This is a genomic window from Phenylobacterium sp. (genome assembly GCF_036495085.1).
Classification (GTDB): domain Bacteria; phylum Pseudomonadota; class Alphaproteobacteria; order Caulobacterales; family Caulobacteraceae; genus Phenylobacterium.
Genome location: NZ_DASXNL010000089.1, coordinates 1 through 20908, shown reverse-complemented (window position 1 = coordinate 20908; position 20908 = coordinate 1). Strand labels below are relative to the sequence as shown.

Sequence of the window (20908 nt, the reverse complement as noted above, 5' to 3'; positions counted from 1 at the left end):
TAGAAGCGCGATCATGACCGAACCCAAACGCGGCTGGTTCCAGCGGCTCACGGAAGGGCTGTCGCGCTCGTCTAAGCAGATGGGCGAGCAGATCACCCAGGCCTTCGTCGCCAAAGCGCCCCTCGACCAAGCCAAGCTCGACGAGCTCGAGGAGATGCTGATCGAGGCCGACCTTGGCCCGCACTCCGCCGCGCGCATCACCCAGCGCTTTTCCGACGAGAAGTTCGGCAAGAGCGTCGACGAGAACGAGATCAAGGAAGCTCTTGCCGCCGCCATCGGCGACGAGCTTTCGGCCCGCCAAGGCGATTTCGACGCTCTCGCCGGCCCCCGCCCCTACATCGTGCTGTTCATCGGGGTGAACGGCTCAGGCAAGACCACGACGCTTGGGAAGATCGCCGCCGACCTCACCGCCCGAGGCGCCAAGGTGCTGGTGGTGGCGGGCGACACCTTCCGCGCGGCGGCCGTCGAGCAGTTGAAGATCTGGGCGGAACGCGCCAAGGCCGACTTCATGTCCCGTCCCGCCAATTCCGACGCCGCGGGGCTCGCCTTTGACGCCGTCGAGCGGGCGCGGACGCAGGGCTACGATGTCGTCCTGATCGATACCGCGGGCCGACTGCAGAACAAGCAGGGGCTGATGGACGAGCTGCACAAGATCATCCGCGTGGTGAAGAAGATCGATCCGGATGCGCCCCACGAGACCTTGCTGGTGCTGGACGCCACGGTCGGGCGCAATGCGCTCGCCCAGGAAAATATCTTCGGCAACCAGATCGGGGTTTCCGGCATCGTAATGACCAAGCTTGATGGCACGGCGCGCGGGGGTGTGCTGGTGCCGGTGGCCCAGGCCTCCGATAGCCCGATCAAGCTGATCGGCGTCGGCGAGGGGATCGACGACCTCCAACCCTTCAATGCGCGCGCCTTCGCGCGCTCGCTCGTGGGGCTCACGGAGCCGGCCCAATGACCAACGCTGCTGCACCGCGCCCGGTCCCGAAATGGGTGCGCTACTTCGTCGATTACGCCGGGCTGGCGGTCTTTCTTATCGCATTGGTGGCGACCCGCAGCGCTGTGACGGCGAGCTGGGCCATCGTCGGCGGATCGATCCTGGCGCTGATAGTGGGTCTGTTCTACGAGCGACGCCTTGCGCCGATGCCGCTGGTGACGGCGGTCCTTGGGCTGATCTTCGGCGGCCTGACGATTTTTTTCCACGATGAGCGGTTCATCAAAATCAAGCCGACCATCCTCTATACGGCTTTTGGCCTGTTCCTGATCACCGGAGCGCTGCGCGGCAAGAATCCGCTAAAGGCCTTGATGGGCGACGCCTTCCACCTGCCCGACGCGGTGGTCCGCACGCTCACCTTGCGCTACGCCCTGTGCTTCCTGGCGCTGGCGGCGGCCAATGAGGCGGTGTGGCGTACTCAGAGCACGCTCACCTGGGGGTTCTTCAAGTTCCCCGGCACGCCGATCCTGATCTTCCTGTTCGCGCTCAGCCAGGCGCCCTTGATGATGAAGCACATGCCTGAAGAGGCCCCGGCTGACGCAGAGCCGCCGACGGACGCGGCCTAGCCCGGTCCTGCGCCGACCACGGAGCGTCTGTAATCAAAAAGACGCAATCGGCCTCTAGCTTCGCTGCAAGCCGCTCCGGGGGAACCACCGATGGCCAAGATGAAGTCAGGCGTTAAAGGCGGCGTCGCCGCGCTGGATCAGTCGCCAAGTCACCTTTTGCACCGGGCGCTGCAACGCGCGCTCGATATCTACGCCGAGGAATTCGGCGAGGGAGCTGTCACCCAGCGACAGTTCGCCGTGCTCGCCGCGGCGGACGAACGCGAGGGCGCAACCCAGGCCGATCTGGTGCGGATCACCGGCATCGACCGCTCGACCCTGGCCGATATGGCTCGGCGGATGATGGGCAAGGGCCTCCTGGAGCGCGAACGTTCGGCCCTCGACGCCAGAGCAAACGCCGTGCGCCTGACCGAAGCGGGCCGTGAGGCGCTTGCGGAGGCGAGGCCGAAAATGACCGCGGCCGACGCCCGGCTTCTGAAGCTTATTTCGGGCGGCGGACGGCGGGCCGCCTTCATCGCCCTGCTGGGTGACCTGGTGAAGACAGGGGCCACGCCCAAAGCCCCCAAGGCTCCCAAGCCTGCCAAAGAAAAGGCGCCCAAGGCGGCGAAATCCCACAAAAGCGGCAAGAAGGCGAAAAAGAAGGCCGCGTAGACCTAATGCGGTGTGGCGTTCGGGGACTTGGGCTGACCAGGTCCGGAGATCGTCGAAGGCCGCAAATAGGGCGAGCGAAGTCGCTCGTAGGAAAGCTCTCCCAGGCGCTGGGTGACCAGCTCGAGCATCGCAGACCCGTCGACGCAGGGGGGCGGGGGTTCGCCGAAAACCTCACGCCATAGCGCAGCCGCTTCGTCGTAAATGCGCTGGTCGCGGCTCGCCATAAGTCAGCAAACACCGTAATTCGTTTCCCGTTCCCGGCTCGGGAAGGTTAATTGTTTTAAGAGTTTATCGGGCCACACATGCCGCGGTCATACCCGGATATCCAGGAGGGAGCCTGGTCGGAGTAGCTTGGCCGGAGCTTGAGTTGCCGCCTCGAGCCGCGTTTCGGGCCGATGCGCCGGGGCGGTCACGCTCGCCTGAGCAGCCGCCGGCGTCGCCGCAGGCGATGAAGCGGTCCGGCCCATGGCGGCGTCGAAGAAGGCTCGCTGCGCGGCCTGCCGGCCGATGTCGGCAGCCGCGTTCCCGGCAGGTTGGATCGGGTGCGGCAGAGGGCGGATCGGCGTCACGGCGGGAGGCTCGGCTTATGGTTAACGCCGGCTCAATCTGGGGTGCGTGGATCAACGCCCGGTTAATACGCGACGCGCCAGGGGCTTGGCGTCGGCCTCATTGAGGTTGGTGTATTTCGCCAGGATCTTGCCGTCCTGGGCGACCACGAAGGTCTCCGGGACGCCGGTGATGCCGAATTCGATGCCGGCGCGGCCGTCCGGATCGACCAGGCGGCTTAGATAGGGATCGCCGAGTTTGGCCAGGAAAGCCTGGGCGTATTCAGGCGATCCGCGCGGTGCGACGTCCTCATAGTTGATGCCGATGACCCTGACGCCCTGGGCCTTGAGGCTCAGCAAAGCCGGCTGCTCCAGTTGGCACGGGCCGCACCAGGAGGCGAAGAAGTTCACCAGCACCGGACCCTGCTTCAGCGCATCGTGAAGACGAACTGGCTTTCCATCATCCAGGCTCGCGAGCGTCAGGTCCGGCATGGTCTTGCCCACGAGGGCCTCAGGGACGACATGCGGGTCGTGGTGGAGCGCATAGGCGCTGAAAAGCACCGCCAGCGCCGCCAGCGCGACCAACGGCAGAGCTGCGAACCAGCGGCTCATTTGCGCGAGAACGACTCGGCGCGCTTGCGCCAGCGCCGGGCGTGGCCGATCGAGGTGGCGATCAGGACAGCGAACATCAGGGCGGTGATCCCGTAGGCGGGCCAGACGTAAAAGGCGTACTTGCCGGTTTCGAAGTGAAGCATCCTTGGCTTTTAGTCCCTTTTCACGCCCTTGCCGCGCGAAGCGCAGCGGTCTCGGCGCGCCGGCGCCACACCTCTCCACGGATGCGCACCAACCAGAGCGAGCCGAAGGAGGCCATGTACGCCAGAACCATGAGGATCACCGGCCAATAGAACACCGGCGCCAGCGCCGAGCCGCCGGCGCGGAACACCGAGGCGCCCTGGTGAAGGGTGTTCCACCAGGTCACGCTGTAGTGGATGATCGGCAGGTTGACCGCGCCCACGAGCGCCAGGATCGCCGCGGCGCGGGCGGCCTTGGTCTCATCGTCCAGCGAGGCGCGCAGAGCGATGTAGGCCAGGTAGATCAGAAACAGCGCCAACACCGACGTCAGCCTGGCGTCCCACACCCACCAAGTTCCCCACATGGGTCGACCCCAGAGCGAGCCGGTCGCGAGCGCCAGCACTGTGAAGCCCGCGCCGAGGGGAGCTGCGGCCTGGGCGGCCGCGTCGGCCAGGGCATGGCGGAAGACCAGCGACAGGAAGCTCGCAACCGCCAGGCAGGCGTACACGAATTCGCTCATCCACGCGGCCGGGATGTGGATGAACATGATCCGCACGGTCGCGCCCTGCTGATAGTCCTCAGGCGCGGTGAACCCTAACCACAGGCCCGCCAGCGCCAGGACCACCGCCATGACGCCGAACAGCGGCGCGGCCCATCGCGAGAAGGCCATGAACCGCTCGGGGTTCGAGAGGAAGGCGGGAGCCGGGATCATGCGTCGGAATTAGCCCGCGCACCGGGCCCCGGCAAGCCGGCCGGATGGCGCAGCGCTCAGGACCGCGGCGGCGGCGGAGCCCGCGGCGGCGCGGGCGGAGGCGGTGGCATCACCCGGTCCGTCGAGAACTCATGCCGGCCGTCCATGTTCACCATCACCTTCATCGGCATCATCGGTCCCATCGGCCCGATCATCAGCATGGGAAGCTCGTCGAAGACCTTCTTCTGGGAGGGCTCGAGCTGGTCGTAGAAGCGCTTGGTGGCCTCGATCCGGGCGTGCATGGCGGCGGTGTGCTGCGCGAGCTGCGTCTCCATATCCGCAAGCCGCTGGGGCGTGGTCTTGGCGTCACCGCGATCGGACATCTCGACGATCCGCTCGCGCTCATGCGCCGGCCTGACCGCCGCCAGATAGGCGGAGAGCGCGGGCTCTTGGGAAGGTTTCAGCTGCAGCATGGTGCGCAGGTGCTCGGCCTGGTCCTGGCCGCCATGACGGACGATCATCCGCTGTTCCTGGTCGTCGCCGCCATGACGGATGATCACGGTGCGCTCTTCGACCCGCTTCTGGTCGGCCGGGGCAGGCGTCGCTTGCGCGTAGGCGGTGGCCGATGCGGCTGCGGAAAGGGCGAAAGCCGCCCCGGCGAGATAACCCATCCATGGCCGTGACATCGGTGTCTCCTGTTCTGGAAGCCAGCTTCACCGTGACGCCGGATATTGGCGAAACAGCGACATGCGAAGTGAAGCTTTGGTAATGTCGGCGGGGGCCGACGGACACGTTACGAAAGGGCGTTGCGGCAGGCGGCGGCCATGGCCAACGGGCCGAGCGCCACAGCCGCAGCCGAGTAGGCGCAGAGCAGGGCGAAGCCTGCGGCCCACGGCAAGCCGCCGGCGAAGGCGGCCAGCGCTCCGCCGCCGAAAATCACCGGCGGCACGAATAGCGGCAGCACGATCACCGCCGTCAGCAACCCGCCCCGCCGCGCGCCGAGGCTCAAGGCCGCGCCGATCCCGCCGGTGAAGGCGAACGCCAGACCGCCGACCAGGGCGCAGGCGAAGATCAGCGGCGTAAGCGCCAGCGGCGCGCCCAGGCCGATGGCCGCGACAGGGGCGGCCAACGCCAGCGGGGCGCCCGTCGCCAGCCACTGGCCGGCGCACTTGGCCGCGCAGGTGAGCTCCAGAGGCGTCGGCGACAAGACGAGGTGATCAAGCGCGCCGTCCTCGTAGTCGCGCTCGAACAGCCGCTCGAGGGACAGCAGAGACGCCAGAGCCAGGGCCACCCAGGCGGCGCCGGGCGCGACCGCCGCCAGCCGCGCCGGCTCCGGGCCGATCGCCAGCGGCAGGAGGGTCGCCACACCGGCGTAGAAGCCTACGCTGACCAGCGGCCCGCCCCCGCGCCCCCAGGCCAGCGTCGTTTCCCGCGCGAGCAGCGCGCCCAGCCGGCTCATTGGCCGATCTCCAGCACCTGCGCCTCGATCGGCAAGGGGTCGTGGACCGCCGCCAGGATCAGGCCCCCGCCCGCCAGGTGCGCTCGCATCATCTCTCCGAAGCGCGTCCGCCAGCCGGCGTCGAGCGGACTTAAGGGCTCGTCGAGCAGCCACAGTGGCCGCGGCGCCGCCAGCAGTCGGGCCAGCGCCAGGCGCCGGCGCTGACCCGCCGAGAGCCTGCGGACCTCGAGGTCCAGGAGCCCGGTGAGCTCCAGGGCGAGCGCCGCGGCTTCGGCCGACATGGCGCTTCCCCCGTGCCAGCGGCTCCAGAAATGCAGTTCTTCGCGCACGGTTCGCGCCGGTTTCAGCCCGTCCTGATGGCCCGCCAGGTGCAGGCCCGCCCCACGGGCTTCCGTAGGGTCGGCGGCGCCGAACACGATCTCACCGGCTTCCAGCGGCACGAGTCCGGCGACCGCGCGCAGAAGGCTGGTCTTGCCGGCCCCGTTCGCCCCGGTCAGCGCGCATGCCTGTCCGGCCTCCAGCCTCAGCGACAAGTCGGAGAACAGCTGCCGTCCTCCGCGGCGCACAGCCACCCCGCGCAGCTCGATGGCGTCGATCACGCGGTCGCCTCGATAGGTATGAAGTCCGTGCTTGGCCGTGCATGGACGCGTGGGACTCGCCGGTCTATGTAGCGCGCGGTCGCCGTCGCCTTGGAGCACCCTCGCCGCGCAGGATCGGACGCTGTGTGTCCGCTCATTGATGCGCGCGAGCTCCGGGGTGGGCGTGATGCGGCCGGGAACAGAGAGAGGATCTCCCCAAATGGCGTCTGCCGACAGCCTGAAAACCCGCCGCGAACTGACGGTGGGCGACAAGACCTACGCTTACTACAGCCTTCGCGCCGCCGAGGAAGCTGGACTTTCAGGTGTCTCGCGCCTGCCCATCTCGATGAAGGTGTTGCTTGAGAACCTGCTGCGCAACGAAGATGGCCAGTCGGTCGGCCGCGACGACCTGCAGGCGCTCGCCGCCTGGATCGACAACAAGGGTTCGGTCGAACACGAAATCAGCTTCCGCCCGGCGCGGGTGCTGATGCAGGACTTCACCGGCGTGCCCGCCGTGGTCGACCTCGCCGCCATGCGCGACGCCATGACCCACCTGGGCGCCAACCCCGAGAAGATCAATCCGCTGAACCCCGTCGACCTGGTCATCGACCACTCGGTGATGGTCGACTACTTCGGCAACGCCAAGGCGTTCGGCGAGAACGTCGAGCGGGAATACGAGCGCAACATGGAGCGTTATCGCTTCCTGCGCTGGGGCTCCTCGGCGTTCAACAACTTCCGCGTGGTGCCGCCCGGCACGGGCATCTGCCACCAGGTGAACCTTGAGTACCTCGCCCAGACGGTCTGGGTGAACGACGAGGGCGGCGCCGCGGTGGCCTACCCCGACACCGTGGTCGGCACCGACAGCCATACCACGATGGTAAACGGCCTTTCGGTCCTGGGCTGGGGCGTCGGCGGCATCGAGGCGGAAGCCGCCATGCTCGGCCAGCCGATCCCGATGCTGATTCCCGAGGTGATCGGTTTCCGCCTTGAAGGGGCTATGCCCGAGGGCGCCACAGCCACCGACCTCGTTCTCACCGTGACGCAGCTGCTGCGCAAGAAGGGCGTGGTCGGCAAATTCGTCGAGTTCTACGGCCCCGGCCTTGCCGGGTTGACCATCGAGGATCAGGCGACGATCGCCAACATGGCCCCGGAATACGGCGCCACCTGTGGCTTCTTCCCGGTGACCCGGGCCACCATCGACTACCTCACGGCCACCGGTCGCGACCCGCACCGCGTCGCCCTGGTGGAAGCCTACGCCAAGGAACAGGGCATCTGGCGCGACGCCGCCGATCCGGATCCCGTGTTCACCGACACGCTCGGTCTCGATCTCGGCACGGTGCTTCCCTCCCTCGCCGGCCCCAAGCGTCCGCAGGACCGCGTGGTGCTGACCAGCGCTGCGGTGGAATTCAAGGCGGCCCTGGCCGGTGATTTCGGCAAGCACGACGACATGGCGACCCGCGTCAGGGTCGAGGGCGAGAACTTCGATGTCGGGCATGGCGATGTGGTGATCGCCGCCATCACGTCGTGCACCAACACCTCCAATCCCAGCGTGCTCATCGCCGCCGGTCTGGTGGCCAAGAAGGCCGTCGAAAAGGGCCTCAAGGTGAAGCCCTGGGTGAAGACCTCGCTCGCGCCGGGAAGCCAGGTGGTCACCGACTACCTCAAGGCCGCCGGCCTCACGAAGTCGCTGGACGCGCTGGGCTTCAACCTGGTGGGTTACGGCTGCACGACCTGCATCGGCAATTCCGGGCCCCTGCCTGAGCCGATCTCCGATGCGGTGCAGAAGGGCGATCTGGTCGCTGTCTCGGTGCTGTCGGGCAATCGCAACTTCGAAGGCCGGGTGAACCCCGATGTGCGCGCCAACTATCTGGCGTCGCCGCCGCTGGTTGTGGCCTATGCGCTGGCCGGCTCCATGCAGACCGACATCGCCACCGAGCCGCTGGGCGAGGGCAAGGACGGCAAGCCCGTCTATCTGAAGGATATCTGGCCCACGACCGAGGAAGTCGCCGCGCTGCAGCGCAAGCACGTGACGAACAAGATGTTCGCCACCCGCTACGCCGACGTCTTCAAGGGGGACAAGGCGTGGCAGGGCATCAAGGTCTCCGGCGGCCAAACCTACGGCTGGGACATGGCCTCGACCTATGTCCAGAACCCGCCCTACTTCCAGGACATGTCGATGGACCCCAAGCCGGTCACCGACATTGTCGAGGCCCGCATCCTGTCGGTCTTCGGCGACTCGATCACCACCGACCACATCTCGCCCGCCGGCTCGATCAAGGCGACCTCGCCGGCCGGGGTCTACCTGCGTGACCGCCAGGTGCCGACCTCGGAGTTCAACTCCTATGGCGCGCGCCGCGGCAACCACGAGATCATGATGCGCGGCACCTTCGCCAACATCCGGATCCGCAACCGCATCACCCCCGAAATCGAGGGGGGCATGACCAAGCACTTCCCCTCGGGCGATGTGATGTCGATCTACGACGCGGCGATGCGTTACCAGTCCGAGGGCCGCCCGCTGGTGGTGTTCGCGGGCAAGGAATATGGAACCGGCTCGTCACGCGATTGGGCGGCCAAGGGCACCAAGCTGCTGGGCGTGCGCGCCGTTGTCGCCGAGAGCTTCGAGCGCATCCACCGTTCGAACCTGGTGGGCATGGGCGTGCTGCCGCTGCAATTCCTGCAGGAAGGCTGGCACAAGCTGGGCCTGACCGGCGAGGAGATCGTCACCATTAGAGGGCTCACGGAGTTGTCGCCGCGCCGTCAACTGACCATCGAGATGTACCGCCCCTCCGACGGCCGCATTGCGCGCTTCCCGGTCCGCTGCCGGATCGATACGCCCACCGAACTCGAGTACTTCAAGAACGGCGGCGTGCTGAACTACGTGCTGCGCAACCTGGCGCGGCCGGCGGTTTAGGGCGGGATTGGAGGACGGGTGCGCATTGACGTCGCACCCGTCCGCCGCGGTCACGCCTTCTTGCAATTTACAGGGCCCGGAACACCGCTTAAGCCCGAGGTGATGCGGAAAGCGGCGCTTTTCAGCCTGGTCCTGCTCGCCCTGCCATTGGCTTCGACGCCGGCAGCGGCGGCCAAGCCTCCCGTGGTGGTGGAGCTCTTCACAGCACAGGGCTGCGCCTCGTGCGGCGAGGCGAACGCCCATGTGGCCAAGCTCGCCGACAGGCCCGGCGTCTTGCCGCTCACCTTTTCCGTCGACTACTGGGATTACCTCGGCTGGGCTGACACCTTCGCCAAGCCGGAGTTCGCCGAGCGGCAGAAAGCCTATGTGGCCAAGCTCGCGCTTCGCGAACCCTACACGCCCCAGGTCGTGGTGGATGGCGCCGCCGAGGCGACGGGCTCGAAGGTCCAGCGGGTCGACAAGCTGGTGGCTGAAGCGGCAAGAACACCCCGCAACCCGCCCGCGATCCAGTTCACCGCGGATCGGATCTATGTGGGCTCGGCCCGCGCGCCAAAGGGCGGCGGCGAGGTCTGGCTGATCCGCTATGACCCGCGCGAGCAGGACGTCGTCGTCAAGGCGGGAGACAACAAGGGGCAGACCATTCCTCACAGGAACGTCGTCCGTGAGCTAACCCGCCTTGGGGCGTGGAAGGGAAGGCCCGTGGCCTTTCGGGCGCCGGCAGAGTCCGAGGAAGGGCTGAAGACCGTGGTGCTTGTGCAGGCCGGGCATGGCGGGCGCGTCCTGGCGGCCGCCGAAGCCAAGGACTGACGGTCCAGGGGCTGGCGGACGCGAAAACCCCCGCGCTGCAAAGCATCGCGGGGGTTCGCATTTGGAGGAGATCTATTTGCCGGTCAGCCAGGCCGCCGATCCAGGGGGGCTGGGGGGGCTGTTCAGGATCCGGGACCTGCGTCTCTGACCAACCGACGCTGCTAAGATCGCGGGGGCATCGGGCGCTGGCGGGTCCGGAATAAGGTCATTTCGAGGCGTGATGATTGTGAGCGTCATGCCCCCACTGGCGAGAGAGGCCGATTCAGGTCTAGGCTCACGCTAATGGCCTTCGACACGTCCTACGCGTCGCCGCGTCAGGCGATCGTCTTTTTCGAGCGGCGCGAGCTAACCCGCCTGCTTTCCCTCTATGGCCGAATGGTCTCCGCCGGTGAATGGCGCGACTACGCCATCGATGGCTTGGCCGAGTCGGCGATGTTCTCGGTCTACAAGCGCACCTCAGAAGCCCCGCTCTACCGAATCGAGAAGCGACCGGCGCTGGCCCGGCGGCAGGGCGCCTGGGCGGTCCTTGGCCAGGGCGGAATGATCCTGCGCCGTGGCCACGAGCTCGAGCAGGTGCTGCGCTTCTTCGAGCGGGGGCGGTTCAAGGTGGTGGAATAGCTTCCGTCAGCGGGGGGAGGGGCAAAGAAAAAGCCCCGGAGGTCTCCCGCCGGGGCCGATCCTGTTTTCAGCGGAGCAAGGCCTAGCGGCGGGCGCCCAGCATGCTCAGCAGGAATTGGAAGAGGTTGATGAAGTTGATGTACAGGCTAAGCGCGCCGTAGTTGGTCGCCACGCTCATGGCGGCCTGGTCGCCGCCCAGTTGATAGTAGGTCATCTTCAGGCGTTGGGTGTCGTAGGCGATGAGGCCCGCGAAAATCAGAACGCCCAGGATGTTCACGATGAAGGCGATGGCCGCCATGTGCAGGAACATATTGACCACGCTGGCGATCACCAGGCCGATGACGCCCATGATCAGGAAGGTGCCGAAGCCGGTGAGGTCCTTCTTGGTGGTGTAACCCACCAGGGAGAGGCCCCCGAACGCCGCAGCGGTGATCAGGAAGGTCGAGGCGATGGACGCACCCGTATAGACCAGAACCACGACGCCCAACGAGGCGCCGATCAGGCTGACGATGGTCCAGTAGAGCGCACCGGCGCTTTTTGCGGTCGGATTGCGCAGCGCAAACCCAGACATCAGCAGCACGACGAGCGGCGCGAACGCCACGATCATGCCGAGGGGGGTGAAGCCCGCGAGGCGTCCATCCTCTGTGAGGCGGAACATGAGGTCGCGAACGGGGGGATAGGCGCCGGTCAGGAATGCAAGGCCGGCTGAAAGCACAAGGCCTAGCGCCACCTTGTTGTAGACCCCAAGCATGAAACTGCGGAGGCCCGCGTCAACCGACATGTCGGCGCGGTCCGCTTGGACCGTGCGCGCGTAGCCGCGGTTGAAGTCGCTCATGTGAGCAGAACCCTTGATTGAACGTCCGGATTGGACGCGGCCTAAATATCGGGGTCTCAGAAGGCGGAAGCAAGGCCTTGTTGGTCAAGCTGCGCTTCATAAGCGCCAGAGTTTTGCCGCTGCCGGCCAGCTGGTCTAGGTAGGGTCATGATCCGGCTCTTCGCCGCGCTGCCGATCCCGGACGATATCGGCCAAGCCCTTGCTCGTCGCCAGGCTGGGGTAGAGGGCGCGCGTTGGCGCTCACTCGAGGCGCTGCACGTCACGCTGAGGTTCTTCGGGGAGATCCGCGAGGACGTCGCCCGCGACCTCGACGCCGAGCTTTCCGCCGTACGCGCGGCGCCTTTCGAGATCGAGTTGGCGGGCGTCGGCGCCTTCGGCGACGGGCCCGACATCCACGCCATCTGGGCCGGGGTCGCAGAGACCGAGCCCCTGCTCCGCCTGGCCAAGGCTTGCGAGACAGCCGCGCGGCGCGCCGGCCTGAAGGCCGAGACCCGCCACTACAGACCACACGTCACTCTAGCCTACCTGCGCCGCGCCGATCCCGGTGAGGTGGCCGCTTGGATCCAGGCTAACAATCTCCTCAGGTCGCCGCCGATCCGCGCTGAGACCTTCTGCCTCTATTCAAGTTTCCTCGGTTCGGAGCAGGCGCACTATCGGCTGGAGGCGGAATATCCACTCACCTAGACCTCGACGGCGTGATCCTTGAGCACGCCAAGCGGCACGATTGCGAGTGTCTCCTCGTGGGTGGCTTCGAGAACCACCTTCGGCGCGGCGCCGGCGTCCAGGGCCTCCTTCCAGCGCGGCGCGCAGAGACACCAGCGGTCCCCGGGACTGAGGCCTGGAAAGGCCGCGTCCGGGACCGGTGTCGTCAGGTCGTTGCCCATGGCCCGGCTGAAGGCGAGGAACTCGGCGGTCACTTCCGCGCAAACCGTGTGCAGACCCACGTCCTCATGGCTGGTCTCACAGCAGCCGTTGCGGAAGAAGCCGGTGACCGGGTCGACCGAGCAGGGCTTCAATTCTCCGCCCATGACGTTGCGTGCGCCTGGATCGTAGCGTGTGGTCATGTCCCTACCCTAACCGCTAAGACTGGCGGATATCCATGCGCGAAGGAGCGCAAGCGGTGACGACGGCCACCATGCCATCCCTAGAGCGATCCGTTGGCGCGAGGCCTCGCCGCAGCGTGCTCTACCTGCCGGGCGCGAACGCGCGGGCCATCGAGAAGGCGAGAACGCTCGCCTGCGATGTGGTGATTCTTGACCTCGAGGACTCGGTCGCGCCCGACGCCAAGCTGGCGGCTCGTGCGCTCGCAGCCGAGGCGGTGCGCGCCGGCGGTTTCGGCCGCCGCGAGCTCGTGATCCGCACGAACGGCCTCGACACGCCTTGGGGGATTGAGGACCTCGCCGCCGCCGCCGCTGCGGGTCCCGACGCCGTGCTCGTTCCAAAAGTCAGTTCGCCGCAGGACCTCGCCGCCTATCGCCGGGCGCTGGGCGCCGGTCCAGCCCTATGGGCGATGATCGAGACCTGCAAGGCGGTCTTCGCTCTCGACGCCCTGGCCAAGGCCTCCGGGCCCGCGGGTGTCTTGTGCTGGGTCGTCGGGACAAACGACCTCGTCAAGGAGATGCGCTGCAGGCCCCTCGCCGACCGTGCGCCCTTGGTTCCCGCCCTGGCCTTGAGCGTGATGGCCGCCCGCGCCCATGGAATCACGATCCTCGATGGCGTTTACAACGATATCCCCGATCTTGAGGGCCTCGCTCGGGAGTGCGCGCAAGGGGTCGACCTAGGCTTCGACGGAAAGAGTCTGATCCATCCGACCCATCTGGAGATCGCCAATCGCGCGTTTTCCCCGGAGCCCGATGCGGTGGCTTGGGCGCGCACAGTAGCGGCGGCCTTCGATTTGGCGGAAAATGCCGGGAAAGGTGTGTTGAAAGTCGACGGGCGTATGGTCGAACGGCTTCACCTGGATCAGGCGAAGCGGCTGATTGAAGTTGCTGAGGCCATCGCCGCGCAGGAGGCCTGAGGGTCGATGCGGATTTGCGTGTTGCTGCTGCCCCTGATCGCCGCGCTGCCCGTCGGAATTTCGCCGGCCTGGGCGCAACCCGCGCCGGCCCAGCCGCCCGGCGCCTCCCGCGACGTAATCGGCGCCCTGCTGGAGCAGCACGCCCGTCCGGCGCCCGGCGACGAGGACGAACCCGATACGGCCAGCGCCCCGCGCACCGAGCCGGAGGCTGAGCCCCCCGTGACCGCGCCCTACAGCGGCCGGCCCTACGCCCCGGCCGCTGGCCCGCACCTCACCGCGCCGGTGAACATCACAGAGACCGGCAAGTCGCCCGGAGCCCCGCTATCTCCTGCCACGATCGCCTACGATGCGCGCATCCGTTCGTCCTTTGCCGCGGCTCAGGAATACCAAGGCCCGCTTGACGGCGGCTGGACGCTAAGCGCCGCCGGTCAGGACCTCTATTCGCTGCAGCTCGTCGATCGGCGCGACCGCCTGGAAGGCGTCTGGCGTGACGTCCGCCGCAAGGGTGCGTTGAACGGGTCCGGCCTGGTGGACGACATCCAGAGGCAAGGCTCTGAGGTGACCCTGCGATTTGCGGTCCGGCCGGGCGCGCCCGCGACCGTGGCGACCCTCCACCCGTCGGCGGACGGGCGCTGGGCCGGTGACCTCTCGGAGGGCGGCGCCCGGCGCCCGGTCACCCTGCGCCGCACGGGACTCTAAAGTCCGAGCGTCATCCTGGCAGCGGCGAGGGCAGCTTCAAGCGCCTTGGGGGCGTAGGGTTCAGCGATCCCGAAGCCCCAGACCGGCGCGGGCCACGCCGCATCGTCGGGACGCCGCGCGATCACGTGCACATGCAACTGCGGCGTGACGTTGCCGAGCTGTCCGACGTTGAGCTTGGCCGCCGGCCTGCCAAGCGCCTCGGCGATGGCGCGCACCGCCTCGCCGGCCCGCAGGATTTCTTCCATCAGAACGTCGCGCTCGCCGCCGGCCAGATCCTCGAGTTCGCGCGCGCCTTGGATGCGCGGGATCAACACGATCCACGGGAAGCGCGCGTCGGCCTGCAGCCGCAGATGGCAAAGCGCCAAGTCGCCGACCGGTTCGGCGGTGGCCAGAAACGCGGGATCGATCTCGAACATCCCTCAAGGGAACACCGTACGGCCGGCCTCGCCAAGCCTGTTTCCCCGCGCCCGCCATTGCGGCCCGCTCCTCGCTGGGCTAGGGACCCGCCGCAGCAATCAAGGGAGCAGCAGCATGGCTAAGAAACCGATCCGCGTGGCGGTCACCGGCGCGGCGGGCAATATCGGCTATGCCCTCCTGTTCCGGATCGCCTCGGGCCAGATGTTCGGAGCCGACCAGCCCCTGATCCTGCAACTCCTGGAGATCCCGGTCGAAGGCCCGCAGAAAGCGCTGAAGGGGGTGGCCATGGAGATCGAGGACTGCGCCTTCCCGCTGGTCAGCGACATGGTGCTGACCGGAGATGCGGACACCGCCTTCAAGGATGCGAACTGGTGCCTGCTGGTCGGCTCCAAGCCGCGCGGCCCCGGTATGGAACGCGCCGATCTCCTGAAGGACAACGGCAAGATCTTCATCGCCCAGGGCAAGTCCATCGACGCTGTGGCCGCTGACGACGCGCGCGTCGCGGTGGTCGGGAACCCCTGCAACACCAACGTGATGATCGCCGCCAACCAGGCCCGCCGCCTGCCGAAGGACCGCTTCACGGCCATGGTCCGCCTGGACGAGAACCGCGGCCGCGCGCTTCTGGCCAAGAAGGCCGGGGTCGTGATTGACGAGGTCTCGGATCTCTTCATCTACGGCAACCACTCGCCGACGATGTTCGCAGACTTCACCCACGCCAAGATCGGCGGCAAGCCGGCCGCCGAGGTGATCGGCGACGAGGCCTGGCTGAAGAACGAATACCTGCCCGCGGTCGGCAAGCGTGGCGCGGCGATCATCGAGGCTCGCGGTCAAAGCTCGGCCGCCTCGGCGGCCAACGCACTCGTGGACCACGTTCGCGACCTGACCACGGTCGGCAAGGTGCACTCCGTGGCCGTCGCCAGCGAGGGCCGCTACGGCTTCGCCGAGGGGGTTTGGGCCGGCATGCCGGTACGCACCACCGCGGGCGGTCACGAAGTCATCGGCGACCATCAGATGGACGATTTCGCCAAATCCAAGATCGCGCTCACGAACGACGAACTCGTCGCCGAGCGCGACACCGTCAAGGAGATGTTGGGCTAGCCAAAGAAAGCCGGCGCGGCGCCCTTTAGTGGCCCGCGCCGTGCGCATCCCTGGCCATGCCGTTCAATTCGGCGATATGGGCCAGGTAGATGTCGCGCAGGGCCCACGGGGCTTCGCGAGCGGCCGCAGAGCGAGCGGCAAGCCAGCGCTCTTGCTGGCGCTCGAGCTGGGCGTCGGAAACTCCGGCGGCGCGCGCTCCCTGGTAGGCGCGGGCCACCTGCCGGTCCGCCACCCCGACGAGCGGCTCCTCGCGCGGGGCCGAAACCATCATCAGCCCCGAGCTCGGCATCGGCGGCGGCTGTGCGGTGCGAGCCCTCGGCGGCGGTGCGACTGACCGCTTGTGGGCCTTGATCGACGCGTGCTCGACCGTGGGATTGTGGGCCGCCTTCTGCTTGCGCTCACTCTTGGCCACATCAGCCATCGGCGGCTTTGCCTTGTGGGCGGCCGTAGCCGGGGGCTGCGCATGGGGCGCGGCGCGCACAAGGCTCGCCAGCATTATCCTCTTGCGGGCGTCCGCCTTGGCTTGGGCTTGGGCTTGGGCTTGCGCGAGCGCCTGTGCGTGGGCCTGCGCGCGGGCCTCGACGCGGCCCCTGGCTTCGACCTGGGCTAGCCGCAGTTGCTCGTCCTTGGCCGCCTTGGCCAAGCGCAGCTCTTGGTCTTTTTCGGCCTTGGCCTCACGCAGCTGTTCCCGTTTCGCGGCCTTGGCGGCGCGAGCGAGTTCGATTCTGTGTGACGCTGCTTTAACGGCCTGCACATGCGCCGCCTGGGCCTGGGCGGCTGCGATCTGAGCCTCCTGGATCTGCGCCGCCTTGATGCGGACCGCCTCGGCCTTGGCCAGTTGAGCCTTGCGAGCCGTGTCAGCGCGAGCGAGTTCAGCCTTGTGCGCGGCCTGAGCCCGGGCCAGTTGGGCCTTTGACGGCGTCTTTGGCGACGGTGGGTCGGCCTTCGCAAAATGCGCAGGCGCTGTCGCGGATTTGGCCCTCGCAATCGTCTGTCTGGATTGGGCGGGGGCCGGGTCGGGCATGAGCGGCCTGGACTTCGCGACTTCCGCAGACGGGTCCGGCGTGGATTTTCGGGAGGCCGGCGCTTCCATCGCGGCTAAGGCGGCCTCTCTGCCCGTAGCCATCGGCTCGGGATCGGAGGATCGCTGCGGGGCTGGTGGCGCGCTGGCCGACAGCACCTCAATCGGGGCTCTGATCGGCGCTGCAAGGTCATCGACGATGATCTGCAGCCGATGCGGGGCGACCGTCGCGGGGGGCGCGGCCTCGGGCGTTGGGGACGCCCCTGGCCGTTCGTTAGCGGTGGGGCGCGCCCATAAGCCCACGCCCGCACCCATCAGGCAGGCTCCGGCCACTCCCGCCATCAGGATGTTTCGCCCGGCATGGCCGCGGCGTCTCACAGGCTGTGATCTGGATTTGTCGAGACTATCCAACGCCATCGCAGAGTCCCTCCCAACGGACCCCCCGACGACCGAAGCGCTGGTCGATGTGCCCTGCCTAAGGCTAGGCTGTCGACGCCTCGCACCGATCTCTCCCGAACCCTATATGAGCTCCAATTATGTCGTTTGCGCCAGCGCCAATTCTTGAAACAGAACGGCTGATTCTGCGTGCGCCCGCGCCGGAGGATTTCGACGCCTGGGCGATGTTCTCCGCCGACGAGGAAACCATGCGCCACCTGGGCGGCGTGCAGGCCCGTTCCGTTGCCTGGCGCGGCATCTGCCAGGTGACCGGAGCCTGGGCGATCCGCGGCTTCTCGATGTTCTCGGTGATCGAAAAAACCAGCGGGCGGTGGATCGGGCGGCTGGGGCCCTGGCAGCCGCAGGACTGGCCTGGGACGGAAGTCGGTTGGGGGCTTTCGCGCGACGCCTGGGGCAAGGGTTATGCGACCGAAGGGGCGGCGGCCTGCATGGACTACGCCTTCGATATCCTGGGGTGGACCGAGGCGATCCACACCATCGAGCCGGCCAACGTCGCGTCACAGGCCGTCGCGAAACGACTGGGATCGACGCTCCTGGGCCCGGCGGCGATGCCGGCCCCCTACCAGGACATGAAGGTCGAGGCCTGGGGCCAGACGCGGGAGCAATGGCTCGCGCGCCGCAACGACTAGATCCAACCGCGCTCGCGCAACACGCGGGCGTAGCTGCGGCTGACGGGCGCCTCTGCGCCGTCCTTCAACGTCAGCCTTGCGCGGCCGTCGCCGCGGCGGACTTCGGAGATGGCGTCGCGCGCCACCCACCACGAGCGGTGGACCTGCGCGCCCTCGATGCCTTCGAGCTCCGCGATGGCGTCGGAAAGCCGCATCAGGATCAGGTCCTGGCCCTTTGAGGTGTGCAGGCGAAGATAGTGGTCCTCAGCCTCCACAGCCCAGACCTCGGCGCCGCGCAGCTTAAGCGGCAGGCGCTCGAGGAACTTCGGCGGCTCGGCTGACGCCAAGGTCATCTGACCCGATTGGCGATCGATCAGCACGTTGATTGCGACCATGACAAGCGTCACGGCGACGACGGAGGCGACGAGGCCGGGGATCGCAGCGGCGGGGTAGTGGGTCTTGAAGGCGACGACGCCCGCATAGGCGACGACTGCTGAGTATGGAATCCCGATCACCAGGGAGGAGACCACCACACGCAGCCACAAGCGGGTTTGGCCGCGCAATCGGAATGCGAACCGCGAGACAAAGGTCCCCCACAGCCAGCCAAGCAGCATCAGCGCCAGCCAGTAGACGAAGCGTAACCCCAGCGGCGCCCCGGCAGATCCGAATGCGCCCGCAAGGGCCAGGAACGCCGCGGCGGCCAGGGTCACCAGGAGGCCGCGCAGCCAGCCGCGAAGGGTTTCGTAGGGGCCCCAACGCAGGATCTGCGGCAGGCCCGTCATCGGGCCGCGGTTCCGCTCGGCGCGGTTTGCAGTGCGCCGTGCCGCCGCGGCTCTGTCAGATGACGCATCGGCCCTCGCCCATCGCGACAGCGGTCTCCGAAACCGACGGCGCCTGCCGCCCGCCCCGGAGATAAAGGATGTCGTCCATTTCACAAACGCGGCAGGCCCTGGTGAAGCCCGCGGACAAGTGCGTTCCGGCCGGATGCTCAGGTCTCCGCCGGCAGCGTCAAGCGGTCGCCTAGCTTCGGCCACTGTGGCGGGGCATAAGACGGGCCGACTCACCTTGGGCCGCCAACTCCTTCATGGCCGATCTCATCTTCCACGATCCGACCGGGCGTCGTGCACGCCGCGTGCGCCTGATGGGCGGGCTTGTGGCCTCGTTCATAGCGCTGCTGGTCGCCGCTTTCTTCGCCACGCTGGCCTTCGCGCCGCGGCTCCCGAGTCTGACGCTGAAGGATCCGCAGGTGCTGACGTCCCTGCATGTTGAGACCGCCCACAAGCTGAAGGGCCGCAATCAGTGGAACCGCATACCCCACCCCAAGGCGGGAACCGCCGCGGGCGGCCCCGCCCGGCCGCTGGCGGTGGGCTTCTACGTCTCGTGGGATGAGAGCTCGCGCGAATCGCTGGCTGACCACATCGACCAGCTTGACGTGGTCTCGCCGCAATGGGTCGCGCTGGGCGGAACGGACGGGAGCCTGTCGATCACTTCCGACCCGCAGGCGCGTGCGATCATCGCAGCGGCCAAGCATCCGCCGTCGATCCTGCCGGGGGTCTTCAACTACAATACCGCCGGCCATGCCTGGAACGGCCCGCAGGCCGACGCGGTGCTGCTCAATCCCAAGGCGCGCACGGCTCTGATCGCCAACCTCGCGGCCCAGGCGCAAAAGCGTGGGTACGCCGGATACGTCTTCGACTTCGAAGACCTTTCCGAGGCCGCCTCCCGGACCTACCCCAGCTTCATCGCCGAGGCGCGCAAGGCGATGAAGCCGCTCGGCCGCGAGGTCTGGGTGACCACGCCCTTCGCCGACGACAGCTTTCCGATCCGGGCCCTGCAGGATGTCTCCGACGCTGTCGTCCTGATGGCCTACGACCAGCACTGGGGGGGCGGCGTGGCGGGCCCGGCGGCGGCGCAGGACTGGTTCGAGACGACGCTCGCCAAGCGGATGGAGGTCCTTGACCCCGCCAAGACCGTGCTGGCGCTCGGCGCCTACGGTTACGATTGGACCTTGTCGGGCCCAAAGAACAAGGCTGCGGCCGAGACCATCCTCTTCAACGAAGCGACCCAGAAGGCCCATGACGCCGAGGCCCAGGTCGAGATGGACGAGAATTCGCTCAACCCGACCTTCGGCTATCAGGACGATGCGGGCCGCAAGCATACCGTCTGGTTCCTGGACGCACCGACACTATTCAATCAAATCAAGGTCGCCGACGGTTTCCGGCCCATGGGCTACGCGCTGTGGCGGATGGGCGGCGAGGACCAACTTGATTGGCAGGTGCTGCGCCACGACTACGGCCAGGCCAAGCCCGATGGATTGGAGGCGCTGAAGCCCGGCGTCGACGTCGACTTCGATGGCCGCGGCGAGGTGCTGCATGTCGAGTCGATCCCGACACCCGGCCGCCGCTCGCTGGAGATCGATTCCGACACCGGCCTGATTTCCGGCGAAAACTACGAGGTGATGCCCACGTCCTACGTGATCCAGCGCTACGGCTTCCATCCGGGCTGGGTGGCCTTGACCTTCGATGACGGGCCGGACGGGCGCTGGACGCCGAAGATCCTCGATATCCTCAAAGCAAAGCACGCGCCGGCCACCTTCTTCGTGATCGGCAAGAATATGGCCAACAAGCCCGGCCTGGTGGCGCGCGAGGTGCGCGAGGGCCACGACGTCGGCAACCACAGCTGGACGCATCCGGACATCTCCAAGGTCTCGGCGGCCCAGGCGGCGGTGGAGCTGTCGGCGACACAGCGTCTCTTCGAAACGATCACCGGCCGCTCCATGCGGCTCTTCCGGCCGCCGTTCTTCGGCGACGCCGAACCGTCGACGCCGCGCGAGGTGGCGCCGCTCCTCACCGGCCAGACCCAGGGCTACCTAGCGGTCGGCCTGCGCATCGACCCCGACGACTGGAACCACCCCGACGCCTCGACCCCGGGGCGGATCATCGACACCGCGCTCACCCGCCTGGCGGACCATACCGACCGGCCCGGCCAGGTGATCCTGCTGCACGACTCTGGGGGCGACCGCAGCTGGACGGTGAAGGCCCTGCCGCAGCTGATCGATGCGCTGCGGGCCCACGGCTACAAGCTGGTGACCATCGCCGACCTCGCCGGCATGACGCCGGCCGAGGCCATGCCGGCCACCAGCCGCAAC

The 20908-nt window shown here is 67.5% G+C and carries 23 protein-coding genes; 12 read left to right on the top strand and 11 right to left on the bottom strand.

Translation table 11 applies throughout. From position 1 onward, the window contains the following. Nucleotides 1–13 precede the first annotated feature (13 nt). From ftsY to VGI62_RS10550, 3 genes are all read left to right on the top strand, one after another. On the top strand, nucleotides 14–958 hold the full coding sequence (gene ftsY, locus VGI62_RS10560; protein ID WP_331504443.1) for a signal recognition particle-docking protein FtsY: 945 nt from the start codon (nucleotides 14–16) through the stop codon (nucleotides 956–958). Continuing rightward, on the top strand, nucleotides 955–1560 hold the full coding sequence (locus VGI62_RS10555) for an inner membrane-spanning protein YciB (protein ID WP_331504442.1): 606 nt from the start codon (nucleotides 955–957) through the stop codon (nucleotides 1558–1560). The genes ftsY and VGI62_RS10555 overlap by 4 nt, the downstream gene beginning before the upstream one ends. A 90-nt stretch (nucleotides 1561–1650) precedes the next feature. Further along, complete coding sequence (locus VGI62_RS10550) at nucleotides 1651–2208, top strand: MarR family winged helix-turn-helix transcriptional regulator (protein WP_331504441.1); 558 nt, start codon at nucleotides 1651–1653, stop codon at nucleotides 2206–2208. A 620-nt stretch (nucleotides 2209–2828) separates the two neighbouring features. On the opposite strand, the gene VGI62_RS10545 is transcribed toward VGI62_RS10550, so the two are convergent. The 6 genes from VGI62_RS10545 to ccmA form a co-directional block, all read right to left on the bottom strand. Beyond that, a complete protein-coding gene (locus VGI62_RS10545; RefSeq protein ID WP_331504440.1) occupies nucleotides 2829–3365 on the bottom strand; it encodes a redoxin family protein in 537 nt (178 codons plus the stop codon). Continuing rightward, complete coding sequence (gene ccmD, locus VGI62_RS10540) at nucleotides 3362–3508, bottom strand: heme exporter protein CcmD (RefSeq protein ID WP_331504439.1); 147 nt, start codon at nucleotides 3506–3508, stop codon at nucleotides 3362–3364. The genes VGI62_RS10545 and ccmD overlap by 4 nt, the downstream gene beginning before the upstream one ends. A 20-nt stretch (nucleotides 3509–3528) precedes the next feature. Further along, nucleotides 3529–4257, bottom strand: coding sequence for a heme ABC transporter permease CcmC (gene ccmC / locus VGI62_RS10535; RefSeq protein WP_331504438.1), 729 nt, complete (start codon nucleotides 4255–4257; stop codon nucleotides 3529–3531). Between the two features lie 56 nt (nucleotides 4258–4313). Then, nucleotides 4314–4922, bottom strand: a complete 609-nt coding sequence (locus VGI62_RS10530; protein WP_331504437.1) for a Spy/CpxP family protein refolding chaperone — start codon at nucleotides 4920–4922, stop codon at nucleotides 4314–4316. 107 nt (nucleotides 4923–5029) lie between these two features. Beyond that, entirely contained in the window at nucleotides 5030–5695 is a 666-nt protein-coding gene (ccmB, locus tag VGI62_RS10525; protein WP_331504436.1) for a heme exporter protein CcmB, read from the bottom strand. Then, nucleotides 5692–6294, bottom strand: a complete 603-nt coding sequence (gene ccmA, locus VGI62_RS10520; protein ID WP_331504435.1) for a heme ABC exporter ATP-binding protein CcmA — start codon at nucleotides 6292–6294, stop codon at nucleotides 5692–5694. Before ccmA ends, ccmB begins: the two co-directional genes overlap by 4 nt. Nucleotides 6295–6493: 199 nt before the next feature. Here ccmA and acnA point away from each other — a divergent pair, with 199 nt between their 5' ends. The 3 genes from acnA to VGI62_RS10505 all read left to right on the top strand — a co-directional run bounded on the left by acnA (nucleotide 6494) and on the right by VGI62_RS10505 (nucleotide 10609). After that, a complete protein-coding gene (acnA, locus tag VGI62_RS10515; RefSeq protein WP_331504434.1) occupies nucleotides 6494–9184 on the top strand; it encodes an aconitate hydratase AcnA in 2691 nt (896 codons plus the stop codon). 102 nt (nucleotides 9185–9286) lie between these two features. Continuing rightward, nucleotides 9287–9991 (top strand): DUF1223 domain-containing protein, encoded by a 705-nt coding sequence (locus tag VGI62_RS10510; protein WP_331504454.1) that lies wholly within the window; start codon nucleotides 9287–9289, stop codon nucleotides 9989–9991. 282 nt (nucleotides 9992–10273) lie between these two features. Then, nucleotides 10274–10609 carry a DUF2794 domain-containing protein gene (locus VGI62_RS10505; protein ID WP_331504433.1) on the top strand — a complete coding sequence of 112 codons (336 nt, stop codon included), beginning with the start codon at nucleotides 10274–10276 and terminating at the stop codon, nucleotides 10607–10609. Between the two features lie 82 nt (nucleotides 10610–10691). On the opposite strand, the gene VGI62_RS10500 is transcribed toward VGI62_RS10505, so the two are convergent. Continuing rightward, nucleotides 10692–11444: a Bax inhibitor-1/YccA family protein gene (locus VGI62_RS10500; protein ID WP_331504432.1), complete on the bottom strand. Its 753-nt coding sequence runs from the start codon at nucleotides 11442–11444 to the stop codon at nucleotides 10692–10694. A gap of 147 nt (nucleotides 11445–11591) precedes the next feature. Between VGI62_RS10500 and thpR the strand changes: the two genes are divergently transcribed. Further along, nucleotides 11592–12128: an RNA 2',3'-cyclic phosphodiesterase gene (gene thpR / locus VGI62_RS10495; protein ID WP_331504431.1), complete on the top strand. Its 537-nt coding sequence runs from the start codon at nucleotides 11592–11594 to the stop codon at nucleotides 12126–12128. Here the strand turns inward: thpR and VGI62_RS10490 are convergent. Next, entirely contained in the window at nucleotides 12125–12508 is a 384-nt protein-coding gene (locus VGI62_RS10490; protein ID WP_331504430.1) for a DUF2237 domain-containing protein, read from the bottom strand. The two genes, thpR and VGI62_RS10490, sit on opposite strands and share 4 nt — an antisense overlap. A gap of 71 nt (nucleotides 12509–12579) precedes the next feature. Between VGI62_RS10490 and VGI62_RS10485 the strand changes: the two genes are divergently transcribed. After that, nucleotides 12580–13461 carry a CoA ester lyase gene (locus tag VGI62_RS10485; protein WP_331504453.1) on the top strand — a complete coding sequence of 294 codons (882 nt, stop codon included), beginning with the start codon at nucleotides 12580–12582 and terminating at the stop codon, nucleotides 13459–13461. 6 nt (nucleotides 13462–13467) lie between these two features. Then, complete coding sequence (locus VGI62_RS10480; RefSeq protein WP_331504429.1) at nucleotides 13468–14160, top strand: hypothetical protein; 693 nt, start codon at nucleotides 13468–13470, stop codon at nucleotides 14158–14160. Here VGI62_RS10480 and VGI62_RS10475 read toward each other — a convergent pair. Then, nucleotides 14157–14576 (bottom strand): HIT domain-containing protein, encoded by a 420-nt coding sequence (locus VGI62_RS10475; protein ID WP_331504428.1) that lies wholly within the window; start codon nucleotides 14574–14576, stop codon nucleotides 14157–14159. The two genes, VGI62_RS10480 and VGI62_RS10475, sit on opposite strands and share 4 nt — an antisense overlap. Before the next feature lie 115 nt (nucleotides 14577–14691). Here VGI62_RS10475 and VGI62_RS10470 point away from each other — a divergent pair, with 115 nt between their 5' ends. Beyond that, entirely contained in the window at nucleotides 14692–15675 is a 984-nt protein-coding gene (locus VGI62_RS10470) for a malate dehydrogenase (protein WP_331504427.1), read from the top strand. 25 nt (nucleotides 15676–15700) lie between these two features. Here the strand turns inward: VGI62_RS10470 and VGI62_RS10465 are convergent, their stop codons facing one another. Beyond that, the gene (locus tag VGI62_RS10465) at nucleotides 15701–17038 is read right to left on the bottom strand and encodes a hypothetical protein (protein WP_331504426.1); all 1338 of its coding nucleotides are present in this window, start codon (nucleotides 17036–17038) and stop codon (nucleotides 15701–15703) included. Between the two features lie 194 nt (nucleotides 17039–17232). Here VGI62_RS10465 and VGI62_RS10460 point away from each other — a divergent pair, with 194 nt between their 5' ends. Further along, nucleotides 17233–17781, top strand: coding sequence for a GNAT family N-acetyltransferase (locus VGI62_RS10460; protein WP_331504425.1), 549 nt, complete (start codon nucleotides 17233–17235; stop codon nucleotides 17779–17781). Here VGI62_RS10460 and VGI62_RS10455 read toward each other — a convergent pair. Further along, nucleotides 17778–18542 (bottom strand): LytTR family DNA-binding domain-containing protein, encoded by a 765-nt coding sequence (locus tag VGI62_RS10455; RefSeq protein WP_331504424.1) that lies wholly within the window; start codon nucleotides 18540–18542, stop codon nucleotides 17778–17780. The two genes, VGI62_RS10460 and VGI62_RS10455, sit on opposite strands and share 4 nt — an antisense overlap. Nucleotides 18543–18844: 302 nt before the next feature. On the opposite strand from VGI62_RS10455, the gene VGI62_RS10450 reads away from it, so the two are divergent. Then, nucleotides 18845–20908 (top strand): polysaccharide deacetylase family protein (locus VGI62_RS10450; RefSeq protein WP_331504423.1); only part of this gene is annotated, 2064 nt, incomplete at its 3' end.

Bases quoted from the DNA above. Each gene is read 5' to 3' on its own strand.
- ftsY (WP_331504443.1), top strand. From the start codon at position 14: ATGACCGAACCCAAACGCGGCTGGTTCCAGCGGCTCACGGAAGGGCTG.
- VGI62_RS10555 (WP_331504442.1), top strand. From the start codon at position 955: ATGACCAACGCTGCTGCACCGCGCCCGGTCCCGAAATGGGTGCGCTAC.
- VGI62_RS10550 (WP_331504441.1), top strand. From the start codon at position 1,651: ATGGCCAAGATGAAGTCAGGCGTTAAAGGCGGCGTCGCCGCGCTGGAT.
- VGI62_RS10545 (WP_331504440.1), bottom strand. From the start codon at position 3,365: ATGAGCCGCTGGTTCGCAGCTCTGCCGTTGGTCGCGCTGGCGGCGCTG.
- ccmD (WP_331504439.1), bottom strand. From the start codon at position 3,508: ATGCTTCACTTCGAAACCGGCAAGTACGCCTTTTACGTCTGGCCCGCC.
- ccmC (WP_331504438.1), bottom strand. From the start codon at position 4,257: ATGATCCCGGCTCCCGCCTTCCTCTCGAACCCCGAGCGGTTCATGGCC.
- VGI62_RS10530 (WP_331504437.1), bottom strand. From the start codon at position 4,922: ATGTCACGGCCATGGATGGGTTATCTCGCCGGGGCGGCTTTCGCCCTT.
- ccmB (WP_331504436.1), bottom strand. From the start codon at position 5,695: ATGAGCCGGCTGGGCGCGCTGCTCGCGCGGGAAACGACGCTGGCCTGG.
- acnA (WP_331504434.1), top strand. From the start codon at position 6,494: ATGGCGTCTGCCGACAGCCTGAAAACCCGCCGCGAACTGACGGTGGGC.
- VGI62_RS10510 (WP_331504454.1), top strand. From the start codon at position 9,287: ATGCGGAAAGCGGCGCTTTTCAGCCTGGTCCTGCTCGCCCTGCCATTG.
- VGI62_RS10505 (WP_331504433.1), top strand. From the start codon at position 10,274: ATGGCCTTCGACACGTCCTACGCGTCGCCGCGTCAGGCGATCGTCTTT.
- VGI62_RS10500 (WP_331504432.1), bottom strand. From the start codon at position 11,444: ATGAGCGACTTCAACCGCGGCTACGCGCGCACGGTCCAAGCGGACCGC.
- thpR (WP_331504431.1), top strand. From the start codon at position 11,592: ATGATCCGGCTCTTCGCCGCGCTGCCGATCCCGGACGATATCGGCCAA.
- VGI62_RS10490 (WP_331504430.1), bottom strand. From the start codon at position 12,508: ATGACCACACGCTACGATCCAGGCGCACGCAACGTCATGGGCGGAGAA.
- VGI62_RS10485 (WP_331504453.1), top strand. From the start codon at position 12,580: ATGCCATCCCTAGAGCGATCCGTTGGCGCGAGGCCTCGCCGCAGCGTG.
- VGI62_RS10480 (WP_331504429.1), top strand. From the start codon at position 13,468: ATGCGGATTTGCGTGTTGCTGCTGCCCCTGATCGCCGCGCTGCCCGTC.
- VGI62_RS10475 (WP_331504428.1), bottom strand. From the start codon at position 14,576: ATGTTCGAGATCGATCCCGCGTTTCTGGCCACCGCCGAACCGGTCGGC.
- VGI62_RS10470 (WP_331504427.1), top strand. From the start codon at position 14,692: ATGGCTAAGAAACCGATCCGCGTGGCGGTCACCGGCGCGGCGGGCAAT.
- VGI62_RS10465 (WP_331504426.1), bottom strand. From the start codon at position 17,038: ATGGCGGGAGTGGCCGGAGCCTGCCTGATGGGTGCGGGCGTGGGCTTA.
- VGI62_RS10460 (WP_331504425.1), top strand. From the start codon at position 17,233: ATGTCGTTTGCGCCAGCGCCAATTCTTGAAACAGAACGGCTGATTCTG.
- VGI62_RS10455 (WP_331504424.1), bottom strand. From the start codon at position 18,542: ATGACGGGCCTGCCGCAGATCCTGCGTTGGGGCCCCTACGAAACCCTT.